The 20624-nt window shown below is 59.0% G+C and carries 16 protein-coding genes; 5 read left to right on the top strand and 11 right to left on the bottom strand.

Annotated elements, in window-relative coordinates; translation table 11 throughout:
- Nucleotides 1-79 precede the first annotated feature (79 nt).
- Nucleotides 80-454 carry a transposase gene (locus TRIHO_RS23115; RefSeq protein ID WP_232367707.1) on the top strand — a complete coding sequence of 125 codons (375 nt, stop codon included), beginning with the start codon at nt 80-82 and terminating at the stop codon, nt 452-454.
- A gap of 228 nt (nt 455-682) precedes the next feature.
- Here the strand turns inward: TRIHO_RS23115 and TRIHO_RS23110 are convergent, their stop codons facing one another.
- Complete coding sequence (locus TRIHO_RS23110) at nt 683-1285, bottom strand: DUF433 domain-containing protein (protein WP_082705012.1); 603 nt, start codon at nt 1283-1285, stop codon at nt 683-685.
- A complete protein-coding gene (locus tag TRIHO_RS03930; RefSeq protein WP_131811173.1) occupies nt 1282-2988 on the bottom strand; it encodes a TniQ family protein in 1707 nt (568 codons plus the stop codon). The genes TRIHO_RS23110 and TRIHO_RS03930 overlap by 4 nt, the downstream gene beginning before the upstream one ends.
- Nucleotides 2989-3026: 38 nt before the next feature.
- Here TRIHO_RS03930 and TRIHO_RS23485 point away from each other — a divergent pair, with 38 nt between their 5' ends.
- On the top strand, nt 3027-6542 hold the full coding sequence (locus tag TRIHO_RS23485) for an N-6 DNA methylase (RefSeq protein ID WP_106406149.1): 3516 nt from the start codon (nt 3027-3029) through the stop codon (nt 6540-6542).
- A 416-nt stretch (nt 6543-6958) separates the two neighbouring features.
- Here TRIHO_RS23485 and gyrB read toward each other — a convergent pair whose 3' ends face one another.
- Entirely contained in the window at nt 6959-9376 is a 2418-nt protein-coding gene (gyrB, locus tag TRIHO_RS03915; protein WP_068240612.1) for a DNA topoisomerase (ATP-hydrolyzing) subunit B, read from the bottom strand.
- Between the two features lie 85 nt (nt 9377-9461).
- Complete coding sequence (locus TRIHO_RS03910; protein ID WP_068240656.1) at nt 9462-10055, bottom strand: NAD(P)H-dependent oxidoreductase; 594 nt, start codon at nt 10053-10055, stop codon at nt 9462-9464.
- 113 nt (nt 10056-10168) lie between these two features.
- On the opposite strand from TRIHO_RS03910, the gene TRIHO_RS03905 reads away from it, so the two are divergent.
- Nucleotides 10169-10753 (top strand): TetR/AcrR family transcriptional regulator, encoded by a 585-nt coding sequence (locus tag TRIHO_RS03905; protein WP_068240611.1) that lies wholly within the window; start codon nt 10169-10171, stop codon nt 10751-10753.
- On the opposite strand, the gene TRIHO_RS03900 is transcribed toward TRIHO_RS03905, so the two are convergent.
- From TRIHO_RS03900 to mutM, 7 genes are all read right to left on the bottom strand, one after another.
- Nucleotides 10746-11366, bottom strand: a complete 621-nt coding sequence (locus TRIHO_RS03900) for a LysE family translocator (RefSeq protein WP_068240609.1) — start codon at nt 11364-11366, stop codon at nt 10746-10748. The genes TRIHO_RS03905 and TRIHO_RS03900 overlap by 8 nt on opposite strands.
- Nucleotides 11363-12460 carry a DNA replication/repair protein RecF gene (gene recF, locus TRIHO_RS03895; RefSeq protein WP_068240606.1) on the bottom strand — a complete coding sequence of 366 codons (1098 nt, stop codon included), beginning with the start codon at nt 12458-12460 and terminating at the stop codon, nt 11363-11365. The genes TRIHO_RS03900 and recF overlap by 4 nt, the downstream gene beginning before the upstream one ends.
- A 66-nt stretch (nt 12461-12526) precedes the next feature.
- Entirely contained in the window at nt 12527-13648 is a 1122-nt protein-coding gene (gene dnaN / locus TRIHO_RS03890) for a DNA polymerase III subunit beta (protein ID WP_068240604.1), read from the bottom strand.
- Between the two features lie 318 nt (nt 13649-13966).
- The gene (dnaA, locus tag TRIHO_RS03885; RefSeq protein ID WP_068240602.1) at nt 13967-15364 is read right to left on the bottom strand and encodes a chromosomal replication initiator protein DnaA; all 1398 of its coding nucleotides are present in this window, start codon (nt 15362-15364) and stop codon (nt 13967-13969) included.
- A 576-nt stretch (nt 15365-15940) separates the two neighbouring features.
- Entirely contained in the window at nt 15941-16204 is a 264-nt protein-coding gene (gene rpsT / locus TRIHO_RS03880) for a 30S ribosomal protein S20 (protein WP_068240601.1), read from the bottom strand.
- A 243-nt stretch (nt 16205-16447) separates the two neighbouring features.
- On the bottom strand, nt 16448-17224 hold the full coding sequence (locus TRIHO_RS03875) for an enoyl-CoA hydratase (protein ID WP_068240599.1): 777 nt from the start codon (nt 17222-17224) through the stop codon (nt 16448-16450).
- 65 nt (nt 17225-17289) lie between these two features.
- On the bottom strand, nt 17290-18141 hold the full coding sequence (mutM, locus tag TRIHO_RS03870) for a bifunctional DNA-formamidopyrimidine glycosylase/DNA-(apurinic or apyrimidinic site) lyase (protein WP_068240597.1): 852 nt from the start codon (nt 18139-18141) through the stop codon (nt 17290-17292).
- Between the two features lie 86 nt (nt 18142-18227).
- On the opposite strand from mutM, the gene ubiE reads away from it, so the two are divergent.
- A complete protein-coding gene (ubiE, locus tag TRIHO_RS03865) occupies nt 18228-18980 on the top strand; it encodes a bifunctional demethylmenaquinone methyltransferase/2-methoxy-6-polyprenyl-1,4-benzoquinol methylase UbiE (protein WP_068240595.1) in 753 nt (250 codons plus the stop codon).
- 3 nt (nt 18981-18983) lie between these two features.
- A complete protein-coding gene (gene ubiB, locus TRIHO_RS03860; protein ID WP_068240593.1) occupies nt 18984-20510 on the top strand; it encodes a 2-polyprenylphenol 6-hydroxylase in 1527 nt (508 codons plus the stop codon).
- The last annotated feature ends 114 nt before the right edge of the window (nt 20511-20624 follow it).

The following is a 20624-nucleotide window of genomic DNA, read 5'->3' as shown; positions in this document are numbered from 1 at the left end:
TGCGGGTTGCTGGGCGGCCATGGACGTTCTCCGGTAGGGATTGGGTTGCACACCTGACCTACCGATCAAGGAGATCCCCATGACCAAAGATACGATATCAGAAACGGCCGCGTTGAAAGCGCTTCTTTCGGAGACAGCCGACCACCAGATACTTGCCGAGATGCTTGGCTTTGTCGCCGACCGGTTGATGGCGCTGGATGTAGACCAGCTGTGCGGTGCCGGGGCACACGAGCGCTCCACCGGGCGGATGAACCGCCGAAACGGGTATCGTGAACGCCGATGGGAGACGCGTGCCGGTGCCGTCGATGTTCAGATACCCAAACTGCGAAAACCGTCGCTGCCATCTGCGAGGATAACATCATGGACCCGGCGAAAATCGCCGTCCTGTAAACCGGCTCAACACCCAGCCGGAGAACAAGTTACACCACGTCCTGGGACACTATCGAGAGTTTGATAATTGTCCTTCGAACATCCCTCGCAGATCTATGTGCATAGGAAACTCGCATCGGTCGCGAACAATGAGGCCCGCTCCAATGGGTCGTTTCAATCTCCATGGGGATCAAGGCAGCAGAAGCTACTTCTTTGATGGGCCGCTTCGAGCCAATGACATCATGGCTCGCCGAAGGTGCAAGCTGCAGCAGCGGTTTCGGTGGCCCTTTCCAGGTTGCCAGAGAGAACAAACTCAACCAGGGACACTACTGAGCGGATGAGCCCTTGCATATAGGCTTGCCTGTTCAAGATGCTCTGCCGTCAGGCTTGGGAAATTCTCCAAAATGTAGTGAACCGTTTCAAACCTGCAGAGATCCGCTAATTCGTAAACACCAATTCGTGTTCCCCGCATGACCGGCAACCCTCCCCTGATTTCAGGATCGAATAGGACTGCAGCCTCGGCGCTTGCCAATGAGGCCATTCTTGAAACCGTCTTCGTGACCGAGCCGGTCAAATCAACGCGCAATATGCCTTTCTTGAATACACCTTGCTTCGAAGAGCCTCTCGCTACATCGCCAATCTCTCGCAACAATTTACGGCGGAGCCGAGGACTAAGAAGGTGTCCGGCCGCCAGGTCAAAATGTACAATTGGGCACGCGATCGGTTTGAGCATCGGCTGGGAACCGCTAACAGCCGTCTTTGAACTGGAAAATATGGACTTAGGAAATCCACCTTTCTTAATCATTCGGACCACAACCTTGCGATCCACGTCAACAACCGCAGCGACTTCATCCAAGTTGAATGGTCGTAAAATCGATTTTGGCAGATCCGAGAACGTTCTGAAATCAGATTTCATTGCGTCGTCTTTCGTGCTGAAGCCAAGTCGGAAAGTTTGAGGAGGTGACCACGCCAAGCGGTGCCATCCTGAAAAGCCCCGATGGTCTCAATGCCAATATTCGAGAGTGTGGTCATGAGATGGCGGGCGGATGTGCCAAGCTGGCCCGCAAGAGTAGAGACTGGCACATATTCCATTTGGAACCTGCATAAGTCTTCCTGGCTGATGATACGGCCAACCTTGCCTGCGTGAGGATATTCTTCGTGCTGGATCAGGCCTTGCTTGCACCATTGCGCGACGCATTGATCCTTCCAGCCTGTCAGTTCGGCGACCAGTTGAATGGTGAGACCTGGCCCATGGCGCACGGCAGCGATGATTGTATCAACCTCTTTGCGGGAGAACCGAAATCCAGCGAAGCGCCCATCTGTGGAACCCTTTGCGGGCCGAAGGCGGCCGTTCGAGATACGACAAAATACTTCCTTCAACGCAGCCGCATCTGTGGTGAAGCGAAGATTCAGATCTTTGAGGGCAACGGTCGTTCCTTCAACTTCAGTCGCGGTAGAGGCGGTATCTGCGACGAACCGTTTGATTGCGACACTGTCGTGTTGGCCATCCACCAGCGGTGGCAAAGTTTCAGGAATGAACCGACAAATAAAACCAGCTTCAGCAAGAAGGTCATATTGTTTGCGCGATATGCCGAAGACCTCCCTTGCCGTAGTTTTGTCGATGAAACGCTGCCTGTCTCGCGCAATATCAGCTACGGTATCGCGGTGGATCATCGTGTGTCGGTGCCCGAAGCCCGATGCATATTTCCTCCCGGGGATGCGTTGTTTTGCCGTCGCATCCACAAGACGGTCTGCACGGATGTGCAAAATCTTTGCTGCCTCTGCAGCACTGACCCAATTCCGCATATCAGAAGGGGCGTCGGCTCCCCCTGCATAGGCACCATCAAACTCACGTTGGACGACCTTTCCGAGGGTAGCATGAAAGTCATTGTATGCTTGGCCGTCGAATGCGTTCAGCCGTTGGTACCACTTGCCAAGCCGCATGGGAGCGGTTGGGGCGCCTGAGTTTGACAACCGTGCCGATACTGCACACTCGAACCTCGCCGGCCAGTCACAAAAGGTAGAGAATACTGGTTCGAGAAATGCAGTAGCCTCCGCCAGATTTTTTGGAAGTGGCGTCTTGCCCTGTTTTCCGGTCTCGGTTTCGACTTCGACGCTTGCCAAAAAGTATACGAACTCCCCAATGTCTACCGGTGTGCGAAATGCCAAAGCAGGTGGGAGCGCAGATCGCGCGGGGTGCATGTCGCCGGAGATCAGCGCGGACAAGGCAACCTCTACCTCCAGCGCCTGATTCCGCGGCAAGCGATCAAGCGGACAGCCACAATGGCAACTGTCATACCCGCCGCGACCGGGCATGAAATTCTCACCGCACATCGGGCATTCATCGACGAGCCTCAAACCATGTTCGGAGCAGGCCGTCACGAAACTGTGCCGCCATGAATGATGGTGCGGCTTACCGTCCGAAATACAGTCCGGACATACGGGCGCGCTATGATGGCGTTCGAACCTCCAGTTTCGGGTCGGTATTGATGGCCTTGCGGAAGGAAGAATATTTCTGAGAGTACCTGCAGGGAGTTCGAGGATGCCCTCCACTTCCAAAGCGCCCTCGATGAGCGGTCTGCCGTAACGCAAGCCAAAGGACCCGAGAAAGTCAGACACATCAGGCCACATTTCGGCTTCAGCAAAGCGGCGCAGATATGGGCCTGATCTTTCTACGTCATGCCTACTCGCGCTTTCTCAAGGTGCGTGACGAGATCATCCCAACCTTGCCATCTCGCGGGGGCAAAACCCGCGCTTTGACCAAGGAAGATTTCTCAGCGCGTTCGTCCATTTTCCTTCGCGACAACGCTCAGTTCGATTACCTGGTGAGCCTTCCTGAAAGCGAGACAGCATCAACGGCCGTCATCGCGGCGATGAAGTCGATCGAAGAAGACTACACAACCTTGGAAGGGCTTCTGCCGAAACAGGAATACGCCGAGCTTGATGAAGACGCCTTGCGACAGGTGCTGCGCATTTTCAATGACCCGGCGCTTCACAAAGCAGACGGCGACGTGTTCGGCCGCATCTACGAATATTTCCTGACCCAGTTCGCCGACCAGAAAGCCCACGACAACGGCGAATTTTTCACGCCGATCAGCATCGTGGAAACCATTGTGAATGTCATCGAGCCCACAAGTGGCAAGGTCATCGACCCAGCCTGCGGGTCTGGCGGCATGTTCGTGCAGTCTGCCCACTTCGTGGAGACCATGAAAGCCAACCCGAACGAACGTCTCACCTTCTATGGGATGGAGAAGAACCCGACGACCCTACGCCTGGCCAAGATGAACCTCGCGGTGCATGGCCTTGAGGGTGATATCCAGAAAGCCATCAGCTACTACGAAGACCCGCACAAGGGCCAAGCCCCCTTCGACTACGTCATGGCCAACCCGCCTTTCAACGTCGACGAAATCGACGCCGAGAAGATGAAGGATGACAAGCGCCTATCCTTCGGTCTACCGGGCGGGAACAAGGGCGGCAAAGTCTCGAACGGCAACTACGTCTGGATGTCCTTCTTCCATTCCTACCTGTCCGAAACGGGCCGCGCAGGCATCGTCATGTCGTCGCAGGCGTCCTCGGCGGGCGGGCAAGAGGCCAAGGTCCGCGAGGCGATGGTCAAGACCGGTGACATGGATGTCATGCTCGCGATCCGGGGCAACTTCTTCTACACGCGCACCGTACCCTGCGAGATCTGGTTCATGGACAAGGGCAAGCCCGAGCATCTGCGCGACAAGGTGCTGATGCTGGATGCGCGGCAGGTTTTCCGCAAGGTGACGCGCAAGATCTGCGACTTCTCACCTGAACAGGAAAAGAACCTCACCTCCATCGTCTGGCTGTATCGTGGGCAAGAAGACCGCTTTGCCGGGTTGGTGCAGGATTATCTGTCCACCGCGCGGGACGAGGCCCAGCAGACTGACTTTGCCGACCTGCTGGATGTGCTGGGCAAGGCTTGCACCCATTTCATCGCGCATACCGACACCGCCGAATTGAAAACCAGTGTTAAGAAGCTGAACGCCGATGCACAGACCTATGGGGAGGCTGCCGCCGCGTTGGCACAGCCTGATGCCTCGATCGACGCGCTGACGGCGGCGTGGACGGCGATGCAGCCGCTGGCGGATCAGGCCAAGACCTTGATCAAGGAAATCGACCACCTGTCAAAACTTGCCCAGAAGGCGCAGGAGAAGGTGTCTGAGACTCTGAAGGCCAATGTAGAGGCGATCAGCGATGAGGACGCAGCCAAGAAAGCCTTGTTCGCCAATGACGAGATCACCAGGCAGGTGTTTGGTGGGTATCTGTCCACCTACGACTTCCAGGATGCCATCGAGGACGGAGCGACTTTGCCGCTGTTCTACGATGCCCGTGGCGACAAGCTAAAAATCGCGGGGGCAGACCTGAATGGCCGCCTGGCTGATGCCTTGGCCGAAGCCGAGGTGGATGACCCAGATGTGGCCGCGAAACTGTCAGACGATCTGAAACGCGAGTATCACATCGTCACAGCCGAGCCGCGCCTGAAGCATGTGGCAAAGGATTTCGCCTGGCACTTCTCAACCAACTGGGAAAGCGGCAAGGCGATGTATGTCGCCATCGACAAGGTCACGGCCGTTCGGATGTACAACTACATTCAGGCCGAGTGGGAGGCCCAAATCGCTGCGCTTGAGGCCGAACTCGGTTCCATCGCCGACGACCAAGAACGGCTTCAGCGCGAGGCCAAGATTGCCTGGATGCGCGAGACCGAGATGGCCGTTGTTGTCAGCGACGAGCAGAATGAGATCAAGAAATTCAAAGACTGGGGCCTCGACATCATCCCGCATCGCAAGCGAATGAAGGATGGCTTTACGGTTAAGGAAAAAGTCGGTGGCCGCGAAATCGATATGCGGCTGGATGTCGAGACAGCGTTCAAACGGGAAGAGCATCCCTTCCGCATTGTGATCGTCTGCGCCATGTGGCTGACTGGCTTCGACGTTCCGTCTCTATCGACCCTGTACCTCGACAAGCCATTGCAGGCCCATACCCTGATGCAGGCAATTGCTCGGGCAAATCGCGTGAAAGAAGGTAAGAACAACGGGTTAATCGTCGACTACTGCGGAATCTTGAAAAACCTGCGCAAGGCCCTTGCGACTTTTGCTGGCCATACTGGGGGTGGAACTCTTGGTGGCCCCGATGAGCCTGGGCCAGATGTCGACCCTGTAAATCCAGAAGAAAAACTGCGAAGCGAACTCGTCGAAGCAATTGCACTGGTCGGAGAGCGCCTGAGAGAAGGTGGGTTTGATTTGGACCGGCTGCGCAAGGCCGAAGGCTTTGACAAGCTCAAGGCCCTTAAAGACGTCAAAGAGACAATAAATCAGAACGATGAAACCCGGAAAGGCTTTGAAATTGTCGCGCGGGCTGTCTTCCGCAAATATAAGGCATGCCTGACCTTTGGATGGGCAGAGGATTTCAAAAAATCCTACCAAGCTATCAACTACATTTATGGCTCCCTCCAGGATGATAAGGCGGAAGCTGACACGACAGCGATCATCCAGCGACTCAACGCCATTGTTGCCGACGCGATCCAAATAACTCCAGACACCGAGGGTGATCGAATATTTGATATTTCGAAGGTGAATTTCGACCTCCTGCGTAAGGAATTCGCGAAAAGCGAGAGAAAAGCCAGCGATACTCAGGACCTCCGTGAGGTCGTGAGAAATCGATTGGCAAAAATGTTGGCAGCAAATCCGACCCTGACGGATTTCGAAGAGCGGTTCGACAAGATCATCAAGGAATACAACAAAGAGAAAGACAAGAACACAATCGAGGCGACATTCGAGGCTCTCATACACCTCGCTGCTGAGATGGAGGCCGAGGCGCAATCTCACGTAGCTATGGGATTGTCGGCCGATCAGAAGCCAATCTTTGACCTTCTTTTTAGGGCTGACCTATCCCAGGAGGAGATCAAGCAAATCAAGTCTGCCTCTATCGCTGTGTTGGAGGCCCTTAAGGCGCGGATGGAACAGGTCAACGACATCTTTCAGAAGCAAGCAACGCGAGCAGGTCTTCGCCAAGAAATTTACGACCTCCTGTACGATGAAAATACTGGACTCCCGGCTTCGAAATATAACGATAAGGAGTTAGAGATCCGCACAGATGACATCTTCAAGTTTTTCGAGCAGCGGTACACTGCAGGATTGATGCTCTAAAAGTGTCCTTTTCGCACCGCTGCAAGCCCTAACTACCGTAGACAAAGTCGGCTTCTCTGCCTTCTGGCGCTGGAAGCGCTACTATAAAGTAAAGCTTATGGTTCGATCGGACACCGCAAATAATGATTTCTTGCAGATGTTTGGAGAAGAACCAAACAGCTTAATTGGGGCATGCTGCCCCCATAGATAAGACCTAAGCTGTCAGGGGCAATGGGTGAAGTCTGGCCATTGGCAGGGTAATGGAATCGTCTACGCCAGACAGGAGGATGATGGCTTCGACATGGTTCTGCAACATAGCCATCGTGACAAAAAAACCGCAAGATACTGATTAATAAGTATTATAGGTCCACGAAAGTTGTGAGAGACGCGCAAACTTATGCGCGCCACGCAAACTTATCCGCTTCCCTACACAAGGTTCAGAAGTCCAGATTTTCCACGCTCAACGCGTTTTTCTGGATGAATTCGCGACGTGGCTCCACCACGTCTCCCATCAACTTGGTGAACAGATCGTCGGCTTCGATCATATCATCGACGCGCACCTGCAACAGCGTGCGGGCGTCCGGGTCCAGCGTCGTTTCCCACAGCTGATCCGGGTTCATTTCGCCAAGCCCCTTGTAACGCTGCAGGGTCAGGCCCTTTTCGCCTTCGTCGAGGATCGCCTTCAACAGCTCCAACGGACCGTGGATATGCTGCTGGCGGTCCTTGCGCTGCAACACCGCCGGGGTGCCATAGATCTCTTGCAGCGACTGGGTAAAGGTGCCGGTCTTGCGGGCCTCGCCAGAGCGCAGCATCGGCCCGTCCAGGGTCCGGACCTCTTCGACGCCCCGCAGGATCCGCGCCAGACGAATACCGTGATCCTGAGTGATCCGGCCCTGCCAGCCCCGTTCATATTCCAGCGCAATCAGATCGAGACGCGCCGCCACCTTGTCCGCAACACCTTGAAGGTCGGCATCGACCGCGCCGGGCACAAACCCGCCCGCGATCGCTGCCTGTTCCAGAATGTGGCGCGGGTAATGGGTCGGAAAGGCATCCAGCAGGCGTTTCAGCCGTCGGGCCTCATCCACCACACGGGTCAGATCCTGCCCGGCGACTTCGGCCCCGCTGCCAAGCCGCAGAACGGCTCCGTCTACCCCCTGGTTGACGAGGTATTCTTCCATCGCAGCCTGGTCTTTGAGATAGACTTCGGATTTGCCCCGCGCGACCTTGTAGAGCGGCGGCTGCGCAATATAGAGATAGCCGCCCTCGATCAGTTCCGGCATCTGCCGGTAGAAGAAGGTCAGCAACAAGGTACGGATATGGGCACCATCCACGTCCGCATCGGTCATGATGACGATCTTGTGGTAACGCAGTTTTTCGATGTTGAATTCGCCGCGCCCGATGCCCGTGCCCAGCGCCATCACCAGGTTGCCAATTTCCTGGCTGCCCAGCATCCGGTCGAACCGGGCCCGCTCGACGTTGAGGATCTTACCCTTCAGCGGCAGGATCGCCTGGGTCTGACGGTCCCGACCGGTCTGGGCGGACCCACCGGCAGAATCCCCCTCGACGAGGAAGACTTCGGTCTTGGAGGGATCTTTCTCCGAACAGTCTTTCAGCTTCCCGGCCAGAAAGTTCACGTCCATCGCCGTCTTGCGTCGGGTCAGTTCGCGCGCCTTGCGGGCCGCCTCTCGGGCCAGCGCCGCTTCGATGATCTTGCCGACGACCTGCTTGGCCACATTCGGATTTTCCTCGAACCATTCGGCCAGCTTTTCGTTCATCAGGCTTTCGACCACCGGACGGACCTCGGACGAGACCAGCTTGTCCTTGGTCTGGCTGGAGAATTTCGGATCGGGCACTTTGACCGACAGCACGCAGGTCAGGCCCTCGCGCGCATCATCGCCGGTAAAGGAGATCTTTTCCCGTTTGGCAATGCCAGAGGTCTGGGCGTAGTTGTTGATGGTCCGGGTCAGCGCGCCGCGAAAGCCCGCCACATGGGTGCCGCCATCGCGCTGCGGAATGTTGTTGGTAAAGGGCAGAACCGTTTCGTGGTAACTGTCGTTCCACCACATCGCGATCTCAACGCCGATGTCGTCCTTTTCGCCAAGGATATAGATCGGCGCGTCCATGACCGGGTTTTTGGACCGGTCCAGGTATTTTACGAATTCCTTGACGCCGCCGTCGTAGAACAATTCGATCTGCAGCGCCTCGGCCGGGCGTTCGTCGCGCAGCACAATGCGCACGCCGGAATTCAGAAACGCCAGTTCGCGCAGACGTTTTTCCAGTGTCTCGTAGGAAAATTCGAGGTTGGAGAACGTCTCCAGCGACGCGAGAAAGCGCACTTCGGTGCCGGTCCGGTCACCGCAGTCGCCGACCACGCTCAGATGTTCGGTGGTATAGCCGCCTTCGAACCGGGCGACATGTTCCTTGCCATTGCGCCAGACCCGCAGTTCCAGCCAGTCCGACAGGGCATTCACAACCGACACGCCAACGCCGTGCAGACCGCCGGACACCTTGTAGGAGTTGCTGTCGAATTTGCCGCCCGCGTGCAGCTGGGTCATGATGACCTCTGCGGCAGAGACGCCCTCTTCCTGGTGGATATCAACCGGGATGCCGCGGCCGTTGTCGCTGACGGAAACGCTGGAATCCGCATGAATTGTCACTGTCACCCGGTCCGCATGACCGGCCAGTGCCTCGTCGATGCCGTTGTCCACGACCTCGTAAACCATATGATGCAGCCCGGACCCGTCATCAGTATCGCCGATGTACATGCCAGGCCGTTTGCGTACCGCTTCCAACCCTTTGAGAACTTTGATGGAATCCGCACCATATGAGTCTGGAGCTTGCTCGTTTTCGGACATTCACGCCATCCTATTTTTACTTTCGGATTTTATACGCGGTCCGGGGGGGGATGTCACGCGCAAGCCCCTTTTTTTCTTGGCAGAATCACGCGGCACGCGCCCCAAGTGCACGCACTTTTTCACACCATTCGCCAACGCGGGAGGATTCCGGATGCGACGCCGGAGCAAAGGAGGTGAAGCGCGTCGGTTTGATGCCGACAAACCCCAGGATCTGCCGCGCCAGGATCTTTTTGATGGCGTTGCTGTAAAACAGCCGCAAAAAGACCGGCGGCGTGTCCGAGGTCAGCAAAACCCGCGCGGTCTTGCCCGTCAGCATCGGTTCCGGCAATCCCAGCGCCGAGAGCTTGCGCGTGTTGAAGGTCCGGCCCGGCAGCAATGCCCGGTCAAAGGCGCCTTTCAGCTTCGCCGGGATCGCGCCCCACCAGATCGGTGTCGTCAGCACCACATGCTCGGCCCATTCCAGGTCTCTCACCAGCGCTTCGAGGTCCGGTTCCAGCGGTTTGGGATCGCCAAATCCACCCTCGCCGAAATCCATGTCAAAGCTCATCTCGGCCAGGTCATGAAACCGAACCTCATGGCCGGCTTTTTCCGCCGCCGCACGATAGGTTTCCGCCAGGGTTTTGTTCAGGGACGTCCGGCCGGGGTGGCCATTCAAGAGGATAATTTTCCGCGTAGACATGCGCAGTTCCAATCTGATAAATGTGACCGTGGTCATCTTATTGACTCACAAAATGACCGTGGTCAACTAATAAATTGACTACGGTCACTATTTATCGAAAGCGTGCCTGCCCCATGACCCGAGCTCCCCAGAAACGTCGTTTGGAAACAAGAGCGAAGCTCCTGACAGTGGCAAAGACAATCGTTGCGACGCAGGGCTACTCTGCTCTCCGGGTCGAGGACGTCGTTGCCCACGCGGGGGTCGCCAAGGGGACGTTCTTCTCCCACTTCGGCGACAAGGACGGCCTGCTGGCGGTCATTCTGGGCGCGCGCATGACCGAATTCCTCGACGAAATGGAGGCAACTCCGCCCCCGACGCACCCCGAAGACATCGCCATCCGGCTGACCCCGATGTTGGATTTTGTGGCGCAGGACCGGGTGATCTTTGATCTGCTGTTGCGATACTCCGGCACCACCGGCGCCGAGGTTGACGCCGTCATCACCGAAAGCTTCACCCGGCAGATCACCATGTTCGCAGGTTGGATCGCTCAGATGCAGGCCCATGGGCAGATCCGGGCGGATCGCGACCCCGCCCTACTGGCCGAGGGCATACAGGCCTTCCTCAACCACGTCCTGGCGCTGGGTTTCTGTATGGAGCACGAAAAACAGCCCCCCGCTCAGGCGCTTGCGCCCTTCCTGTCCTGCTGGTTGGTCAGGTAAATGGAATGATGCAGGCCACCGCGATCAGCAAATAGCCCGCCCCAAGGTTCATTCGCAGCATCGCGGTCGGAGAGCGCAGCAGCGTCCGCACCCGGCTGACACAGCCCGCCAGGATGATATTGCCCAGCAAGGGGACCACCATGGACACGGCGCAAATGGCCACGATGTCACGCGTCGTCACACCCGAAAGATCAAAGAACCCCGGCAGGATGCCCATGTAGAACAGCGCCGCCTTGGGATTGCCTAGGATCACGATCACCCCGGCAACAAACCCCGCCCAGGGGCCAGGCCGCGTCAGACGGCTGTTGGCCGCAATCGGTTGCCCGGCGCTGCGGATCGTGGCGATCCCCATCACCAGAAAAACCAGCACCGCAACGCCTTTCAGAACCAACGCAATCTGCGCCGATGCAGCCGTGATCCAGCTGACCCCAAGAATTGCGACCAGCGGCCAGAAGATATCGCCGATGGCGACACCGATCGCCAGGGGCCAGCCGGCGTGAAACCCGCCTGAAATGGCCCGCGCCACCAGCGCCAACCAGACCGGGCCGGGCGTCAGAAACAGGGCAAAGACACCGCCAGCGTAAATCGCAAGTTCCCAGAACGTCAGCGTCACAATACATCGACCTCGCTTGTGCCACCCCTATCGGTGACGACCAGATGTTGGGCGCGCGGCCCCAGCTCGGCAAAAAGCTCCCGCCCCGTGCCCGTCATCCACGCCTGCGTACCCAAGGCGCAGATCTCGTCATAAAGGGCCGCACGGCGCCCGGCGTCCAGATGGGCTGCGACCTCGTCCAGCAACAGGATCGGCACCGCCCCGTCTTCGGCCTGCAACGCCCGCGCATTGGCCAGGATCAGCGACACCAGCAACGCCTTTTGCTCGCCGGTCGAACACTCCTTGGCAAGCACGTCCTTGGTGGCGTAGCGGCCAATCAAATCGCTGCGATGGGGTCCAATCAAGGTCCGCCCAGCCGCCAGATCGCGGCCACGCCCCGCATCCAGGGCCGCCTGTAGATCTGCCGCGCTCTCGGGCATGGCGCCCTCCGCCTGGATCAGATCCAGGTCCGCAACCGGAAAGGCGGTCTCCGCCGCCCCCTGCGCCTGGCGCAACCGCTCCACGGCCTGGCAACGCGACTGATGGATGCGATGGCCGGCCTCGGCCATCTGTCCTTCCAGCACCCGATACCAGGCTGCGTCGCGCACATTGTCCTTCAGCAGTCGGTTGCGCTCTCGCATTGCCTTTTCATAGGACAGTGTCGCTTCGGCATGATCGGGGTCAAAACTCAGTGCGATCCGATCCAGAAACCGGCGCCGCCCATCGGCGCCCTCGATCCACAGCCGATCCATCGCCGGGATCAACCAGACGACGCGGGCGATCCGCCCCAACGCAACCTGACTGCTGCCCTTTCCGTCAATCCGCACCTGTCGCGCATTGCCTGCTTCCGAGGAGGTCTCGACCTCAAAACTCTGATGACCGGCCTGCAGCACACCGCGCAATTTCCAGCCAAGACACTCCGGCTGGCGCGCCATGTCCGCCGCAGAGGCCCGCCGCAGCCCCCGCCCCGGTGAAAACAACGACACGGCTTCCAGAATATTGGTCTTGCCCGCGCCATTGTCGCCATGGATCGCCACTGGACGGGCGTCCAAATGCAAATCCGCCCGCAGATGCGAGCGGAAATGGGACATGAACAAGGACGTTAGCGCCAGCACGGCATTTCAACTTCTCTTAAATATCGCCGCCGAAGGCCGGGCCGCAAGGCCCGAAACGCCCCCGGATCAAACGCGCATCGGCATGACGACGTAGACCGCGCTCTCGTCACTGCCTTCGCGCATCAGGGTCGGGTCGCCCGAGGAATTGAACATGAAAACCGCGTTTTCGCGATCCACCTGATTGGCAATTTCCAGCAGGTATTTGGCGTTGAACCCGATTTCCAGCCGCTCGTCGCTATAGGCCACGGCCAGTTCTTCTTCGGCGGCGCCGCTGTCGGGCGCGTTGACGGACAGGATCAACCGGTCCTCGTCCAGTTGCAGCTTCACCGCGCGCGACCGCTCCGAGGACACGGTGGCGACACGGTCCACCGCCTTGGCGAATTCGCTGGCATCCACTTCCAGCCGGCGGGTGTTGCCGACCGGGATGACACGGGTGTAGTCGGGGAATGTCCCGTCGATCACCTTCGATGTCAGCGTAATGCTCGGCGTGGCAAAGCGCACCTTGGTTTCAGACACCGACACGGCAATGTCCATCTCGTCATCGTCCAGCAGCTTGCGCAACTCGCCCACGGTCTTGCGCGGCACGATCACACCGGGCATGTCCTCGGCGCCCATCGGCAGATCCGCATCAATTCGGGCCAGACGGTGGCCGTCGGTGGCCACACAGCGCAGCGCCTTGCGGCCGCTCTCGCCCTCCGCGACATGCATGTAGACCCCATTGAGGTAGTACCGGGTCTCCTCGGTCGAGATCGCGAATTTCGACTTGTCGAACAGACGGCGCAGCATGGCGGCATTGCCGGTGAAGTTGGACTGATACTCCGAGGTCGCCATCACCGGGAAATCCTCGCGCGGCAGGGTCGCGAGCGAGAAATTCGACCGCCCCGCCTCGACCGTCAACCGACCGCTGGCAGCGTCTGCGGTCAGGGTCACCAAGGCACCATCGGGCAGTTTGCGCACGATTTCGTGCAATGTCGTGGCGGCAACAGTGGTGGCGCCGGCGCGTTCGACCTGGGCCGGGGCTTTGTCGACCACCTCGATATCCAGATCGGTGGCGCGGAACATCACGTCGCTGCCCTCGGCCTCGATCAGCACATTTGCCAGGATCGGAATGGTGTTGCGGCGCTCGACCACCGACTGTGCCTGCGCCACAGCCTTCAGAAGCGTCCCGCGTTCAATGCTGATCTTCATATCCCTCATTCCTCTTCGACTGGCAGTCTCGGGCGAACGGCCTTTGGCCGGGACCGGCAGATTAGCGGCCCCACCCTTCAACACAAGGTTTTTTATTGATTTCTCCAAGGGATTGGTGGGGCCGTCAAGGGCTGAGAGCCACGCCCGGCCACAAAGTCACAAATCAGGCGCAGCTGCGTCTGAATTCCCTCAGAGGTGAAAGAAAAACCGGCCCCGGAGGGCGCCCGGGACCGGTCATTACTGTGCAGGCAAACGTGAGGCGCAGCCTGTGGGTTTCAATCCGACCGTTGTCGGCGCTGGCGCGGGATCAAACCCCGATCACGCCTCCAGCGACCGGCGCAGCATTTCCACGTCTTCGGCGATCTGGCCGTCGATCGTCTTCAGCTCTTCGATCCGTCGCACCCCATGCATGACGGTTGTATGATCCCGCCCGCCAAAGCGACGGCCGATCTCCGGCAGGCTGCGGCTGGTCAGCTGCTTGCACAGATACATCGCCACCTGACGCGGCCGCGCATAGGACCGCAGCCGTTTGGGGCCGATAATATCGGACATGCGGATGTTGTAGTATTCGGACACCTTGCGCTGGATCTCCTCGACGGTGATCTTGCGCTCGGACGCGCGCAGCACGTCGGCCAGACAATCCTGCGTCAGATCCATGTCGATCTCTCGCCCCACGAGGGAGGCAAAGGCGAACAGACGGGTCAACGCCCCTTCCAGCACACGCACATTGGTTGAAATCCGATGCGCCAGCAGTTCCAATACGCCATCGGCGATCCGCAGATCCGGATAGCTCTTTAGGTTCTGTTGCACCTTGGTTTGCAGAATGCCCAGACGCAATTCGTAATCCGTCGGGTGCAGGTCCACCACCAGGCCACATTGCAGGCGGGACTTCACCCGGTCCTCCAGATCCTTGATTTCACCCGGTGCGCGGTCGGCAGAAATGATGATCTGCTTGTTCTGATCCACCAGCGCGTTGAAGGTATGGAAGAATTCTTCCTGGGTGGAGTCCTTGCCGGCGATGAATTGCACGTCATCCACCATCAGCACGTCAACCGAGCGGAACAGATGTTTGAAATCCATCATCTTGCGCTCGCGCAGGGACTGAACAAAGCGGTACATGAACTGTTCCGCCGACAGGTAGAGCACGTTCAGCTCCGGATTGCGCTCTTTCAGCTCCCAGGCGATGGCGTGCATCAGGTGGGTCTTGCCCAGCCCGACGCCACCATAAAGCACCAGCGGATTGAAGGTCACCGGCCCACCTTCGGCCACGCGCCGCGCCGCGGCATGGGCCAGCTCGTTTGGCTTGCCCACGACAAAACTGTCAAAGGTGAACCGCGCGTCCAGCGGCGCGGCCTGCAGCTCTTCGAGCGGCGATCTCACCGCGGGACCATCCTGTTGCGCACCTTGAACCGGCACGGCGGCAAAGGATTCGATTGCTTCGCCCCCGGTTGGCTGCACAGGTCGGGTCGGCGAATTAGCCGCAACCTTGAACGCAAGGCGCTGCACCGACTCGCCGGATTTGTTGAACTCATGCAGGATCAGATCGGCAAAGTTCTGGCTGACGTAGTTGCCCATAAAGTTGGTGGGCACATGGAATGTCGCCACGCCGTCATCAACCTGCGCGAACTCCAAAGGTTCGATCCATGTCGTGAAGTTGTTTTGCCCGACTGTCTTTAGCAATCGTTGTCTGAGTTGACCCCAAGTGTCGTCTGTCATGCTGCGCCTCACGCATCCTATATTCGGCCAGAGTTCTCCGGCCTTTCGTTTCGTCCCGTTTTGAATGCTTCCGCAGAAACACCCAGATTGCGATGGGCACAAAAAAAGCGTCGCCAGTCTGCATGCAAACTGACCTACACGTGTTTCGAAAACCGAAAACAACGTCAAAAAACGCGCGGATACAAAACTCACCGCGACGAAGAAAAACGCTCGCCCCTTAACTCACTGGATGGGATAGATGCCAAAGCCTGGTATGCAGCGTACATTGCCAAATACCATCGTTTCCGGTGCCACGCGCAGCGCGTAGTTCACCGACAATAACGACTCTAATGCCCGTTAGAATCGTCGCGAGCAGCCTATCCCCCAAGCGAATGAATCGCTGTACCCTTGGTAGCAATTTCGGACATGGAGCGGCAACGAAACTATGATGTTGACTCTGTATTCAACGGCAAAGAATCCCTGCGACTCGGCGGAAGTACTGGAAATCCTTGGAAACAAAAAAGGCACCGCAAAGCGATGCCTTTAGAAGCAATTTATCCGAAAAACCTACCGCAAATTACGGCGCCCGGACCCGTCTCAGCCGAGCGATTTAACGCGGGCGGACAGGCGGGAGATTTTCCGCGATGCTGTGTTTTTATGGTAGACGCCTTTGGTCACACCGCGCATCAGCTCGGGCTGTGCGGCACGCAGGGCTGCGGTTGCGGCTTCTTTGTCGCCAGAAGCGATCGCTTCTTCAACTTTACGCAGGAATGTGCGGATGCGCGAACGACGCGCCTTGTTGACAGCAAAACGCTTCTCGTTCTGACGGGCGCGCTTCTTTGCCTGGGGGCTATTTGCCATGGTGTACTGACCTTATCTACGGGTTCTATATCTCGAAAAGGCGTGTGCCAACCGAACCCGGATCAGATCCATCAGGTGTGATTCTAGCCAGAGCGGGCTGCACGCGCATGTATGACGGCGGCTTCTACGGGATTCGGCGGGAATGTGCAAGCCGCCATTGCACCGCCCCATCGCCGGACGACCCGGACCACGCAGGGCGGGCGGCATTCGCCCCTGCCCTGCGATGATCCCGTCGGTTCGGGCTTACTTGTCCCGGAACTGCGCTTCGCGTTTTTCCAGGAAGGCGGCCATGCCTTCTTTTTGATCTTCGGTGGCGAACATGGCGTGAAATACCCGCCGCTCGAACAGCATGCCCTCGCTCAGCGGCAGCTCATACGCGCGATTGACCGATTCCTTGACCGCCACCGAGGTCAGCATGGATTTCTCGGCAATCTTCTGGGCCGCGCCCATCGCCTCTTCGATCAGCTTCTTGGCAGGGACCACCCGCGACACCAGCCCGGCGCGTTCCGCTTCCTCGGCGGTCATGAACCGGCCTGTCAGGTTCATATCCATGGATTTGGATTTGCCCACAAACCGGGTCAGACGCTGGGTCCCGCCCATGCCGGCCACAACCCCGAGGTTGATTTCCGGCTGGCCGAACTTTGCCGTTTCCGCCGCGATGATAAAATCGCACATCATGGCGACCTCGCAGCCCCCGCCCAGCGCATAGCCCGCGACCGCCGCGATGATCGGCTTGCGAATGGCGCAGATGCGGTTGTTGGTATCGGCAAAAAGGTTGGACGTGAACACGTCCACATAGCTCATGTCCGCCATTTCCTTGATGTCGGCACCGGCCGCAAAGGCTTTTTCGGAGCCCGTCAGCACGATGCACCGCACCTTGTCGCTGGCGTCCGCGTCTTCCAGAGCGGCACACAACTCGCCCAGAAGGACAGAATTGAGGGCGTTCAACGCCTCAGGCCGGTTCAGCTTGATGAGGCAGACGTGGTCCTGAATATCGACGTTGATCGTCTCATAGGCCATGACAGTTCGCTTTCGGTTGTTTCTCCTGAATTCGAGTCCTTATCACGGCGGTCCTCTCTTTCAAGCTATCTTTGGCACTTGCCACAGTAGAACGAAGATCGCCCGGACTGGGTGATTCTGAGAACCTCACCGTCACATCCTTCGCGCCGGCAGGGGGCGTTTTCGCGTCCGTAAACGTCAAATTGATGTTGGAAATACCCAAGTTCTCCATTGGCTTGGCGGAAATCCTTCAGCGATGACCCGCCCGCCTCGATCGCCTCGCTCAGCACCTGACGGATGATCGGGACCAGGCCGGAAACCCGCGGCTTGGCAATGCGCCCCGCCTCGCGACGTGGCGACAGCCCTGCCCGAAAAAGCACCTCGCAAACATAGATATTGCCCAGACCCGCAATGATTCCCTGATCCAGCAGCGCCGATTTCACCGGCGTGCGACGCCCCGCAAAAGCCGCGACCAGATGGGCCTCGTTGAAATCGTTGCCAAAGGGTTCCGGCCCCAGCACGGACAGCAGTTTGTGGGTCTCGGCTCCGGCAGTGTCCAGCAGATCCATCGCCCCGAAGCGACGCGGATCATTAAAGGTCACCCGGGCGCCGTTGTCCATGTGCAGCACCACATGGTCGTGTTTCGCCGCTGCCGGATGGTCATGCACGAATTGCCCCAGCGGATCGCCGGACACGGTCATCCGCCCCGACATGCCCAGATGCACCAACAGCGTCTCACCACTGTCCAGATCGGCCAGAATGTATTTCGACCGCCGCCGCATCGCGATCACCTGTCGTCCGGTCAGCCGGTCCGCCATGCGGTCGGGAAAGGGCCAGCGCAGATCGGGCCGGTTCACATCGGCACGCGCGATCACCGCCCCCTCCATCGAGGGCGCAAGGCCGCGCATCACCGTCTCGACCTCGGGCAATTCAGGCATTAGAGGACTCCCCTGACAGAAGGGCGCATTGTGCCGCCCCATAAGCGCTCTATAACAAGGGCGAAACTGTGAGGACGACAAGGCCAATGACCGAGAAATCTGACGGCACCACCCATTTCGGCTTTCAATCCGTGCCAGAGCACGAAAAGGCAGGCCGCGTGCAGGGGGTCTTCAACTCCGTCGCCTCGAAATACGACATCATGAATGACGTGATGAGCGTCGGCATCCACCGGATCTGGAAGGACGCAATGATGGACTGGCTGGCACCGCGCCCCGGTCAGCGCCTGCTAGATGTGGCGGGCGGCACCGGCGACATCTCCTTTCGGTTTCTCAAACGCGCAGGCCAGGGCCACGCCACCGTGCTCGACCTGACAGCCCCGATGCTGGAAGAGGGTCGCAAGCGCGCCGAGGCCGAACAAAGGGCCGACAGCCTTGATTGGGTCACCGGCGACGCCATGGCGCTGCCGTTCAAGGACAATACCTTTGACGTCTATACCATTTCCTTTGGCATCCGGAACGTGACCCGCCCGCAAGAGGCGCTCAACGAAGCCTTCCGCGTCTTGCGGCCCGGCGGCCGCCTGATGGTGCTGGAATTCAGCCAGCTGCCAAACGAGGGGCTGCAAAAGCTCTACGATCTCTACAGTTTCAACGTCATTCCCCGCATGGGGCAGATGATCGCCGGCGACTACGACAGCTACAAATACCTGGTGGAATCGATCCGCAACTTCCCCGACCAGGACAGCTTCCTGAACATGGTCAAACAGGCCGGGTTCGAAAACGCCAAATACCGCAACCTGTCCATGGGCATCGCCGCCCTGCATTCCGGCTGGAAGATCTGACCGATGCGAGGCCCACACAACATCGTTCGCCTGATCCGCACAGGCGCCACCCTGGTGCGTGCCGGCGCCATGAATGTGGTGCTCGACGCCTTTGACGCGCCCGCGCCCCTGCGCATGGTGGCCTACACGCTGGGCTGGCCATTCCAATGGCTCGGCTACAAGGGCGACCCCTCCCTGCCCCCCGCCACCCGCGCCCTGACAGCGCTTGGCCCGGCCTATATCAAGTTCGGCCAGGTGCTCTCGACCCGCCCCGATGTGGTGGGCGAGGACATGGCCCAGCAGCTCCGGGTGCTGCAGGACAAGCTGCCCCCCTTCCCGCGCGAGGTCGCGATGGCCGAGGTGGAAAAGGAGCTGGGCCGCCCGGTGACCGAGGTTTTCTCCGAGTTCTCCGACCCCATCGCCGCCGCCTCCATCGCCCAGGTTCACCGCGCCCGGCTGGCAGAAACCGGACAGGACGTCGCCGTCAAGGTGCTGCGTCCCGGTGTCGAACGGGCCTTTCGCAAGGATGTCGATGCCTTCTATTTTGCCGCCCGCATCGTCGAGCTTTGCGCCCCCGGCGCCCGGCGCCTGCGCCCGATGGATGTGGTGACACATTTCGATGGCGTGGTGCGCGGCGAGCTGGACCTGCGACTGGAAAGCTCCGCCGCATCGGAATTCGCCGACAACACCGCCGGGGATGCCGGCTTCAAACTGCCGCCCGTGCAATGGGATCTTTCTGCCCGCCGGGTGATGACGCTGGGCTGGGCCGATGGGCTGCCGATCGGCGACAATGACGCGCTTGATGCGGCCGGCCATGACCGCCGCGCCCTAGGCGAACGGGTATTGTCGCTGTTTCTCAACCACGCGCTGCGCGATGGGTTTTTCCACGCCGACATGCATCAGGGCAATATGAAGGTCGCTGCCAATGGCGACATCATCGCCTATGATTTTGGCATCATGGGTCACATCGACCTCTACACCCGCCGGGTCTACGCCGAAATCCTCTATGGGTTCATCAAACGCGACTATCAGCGCGTCGCCGAGGTGCATTTCGAGGCAGGCTACGTCCCCGCCACCCGCGATGTCGACGAATTCGCCCGCGCCCTGCGCGCCGTAGGCGAACCGATCTTCGGCATGGATGCCACCCATATCTCCATGGGCCGCCTGCTCAACTACCTCTTCGAGGTCACCGAACGCTTCGGCATGGAAACCCGCACCGAACTGATCCTGCTGCAACGCACCATGGTGGTGGTCGAAGGCGTCGCCCGCTCGCTTGACCCGCGCATCAACATCTGGGACGTGGCCAAACCGGTGGTCGAAGACTACATCAAGGCCTCCATCGGCCCCCGCGCCATTGCCTCTGACCTTGGCAAGACGGCTATGGTGCTGGCCCGGTTCGGCCCCCGCCTGCCCGGACTGGTAGAACGCGCCCTGATCGCCCAGTCACAAGAGCCAGACCCGACACCTCGTCGCCATCCCTGGAAACGCGCCGCCGCGCTTGGCGTCGCGGTCGGCGTGCTCGTCACGCTCATGTTCGATCAGCTGTTCTGACACCCCGCCAATCTGCCCCTCACCCGAATGCTGACACAGGAGTGAGGGGGGCAGACCAGTTGCACAGGCATCCCCTTCATCTTTTCAGAAATACCTTGGGGTGAATGGCCCTTT

The organism is Tritonibacter horizontis, assembly GCF_001518015.1.
Taxonomy (GTDB): domain Bacteria; phylum Pseudomonadota; class Alphaproteobacteria; order Rhodobacterales; family Rhodobacteraceae; genus Epibacterium; species Epibacterium horizontis.
This window is presented reverse-complemented; position numbering and strand designations above follow the sequence as displayed.

Coding starts and splice junctions, on each gene's coding strand:
- TRIHO_RS03910 (WP_068240656.1), bottom strand. CDS start 10,055: ATGTCTACGCGGAAAATTATCCTCTTGAATGGCCACCCCGGCCGGACG.
- TRIHO_RS23485 (WP_106406149.1), top strand. CDS start 3,027: ATGGGCCTGATCTTTCTACGTCATGCCTACTCGCGCTTTCTCAAGGTG.
- rpsT (WP_068240601.1), bottom strand. CDS start 16,204: ATGGCAAATAGCCCCCAGGCAAAGAAGCGCGCCCGTCAGAACGAGAAG.
- TRIHO_RS23110 (WP_082705012.1), bottom strand. CDS start 1,285: ATGAAATCTGATTTCAGAACGTTCTCGGATCTGCCAAAATCGATTTTA.
- ubiB (WP_068240593.1), top strand. CDS start 18,984: ATGCGAGGCCCACACAACATCGTTCGCCTGATCCGCACAGGCGCCACC.
- dnaN (WP_068240604.1), bottom strand. CDS start 13,648: ATGAAGATCAGCATTGAACGCGGGACGCTTCTGAAGGCTGTGGCGCAG.
- TRIHO_RS03905 (WP_068240611.1), top strand. CDS start 10,169: ATGACCCGAGCTCCCCAGAAACGTCGTTTGGAAACAAGAGCGAAGCTC.
- gyrB (WP_068240612.1), bottom strand. CDS start 9,376: ATGTCCGAAAACGAGCAAGCTCCAGACTCATATGGTGCGGATTCCATC.
- dnaA (WP_068240602.1), bottom strand. CDS start 15,364: ATGACAGACGACACTTGGGGTCAACTCAGACAACGATTGCTAAAGACA.
- TRIHO_RS03875 (WP_068240599.1), bottom strand. CDS start 17,224: ATGGCCTATGAGACGATCAACGTCGATATTCAGGACCACGTCTGCCTC.
- TRIHO_RS23115 (WP_232367707.1), top strand. CDS start 80: ATGACCAAAGATACGATATCAGAAACGGCCGCGTTGAAAGCGCTTCTT.
- mutM (WP_068240597.1), bottom strand. CDS start 18,141: ATGCCTGAATTGCCCGAGGTCGAGACGGTGATGCGCGGCCTTGCGCCC.
- ubiE (WP_068240595.1), top strand. CDS start 18,228: ATGACCGAGAAATCTGACGGCACCACCCATTTCGGCTTTCAATCCGTG.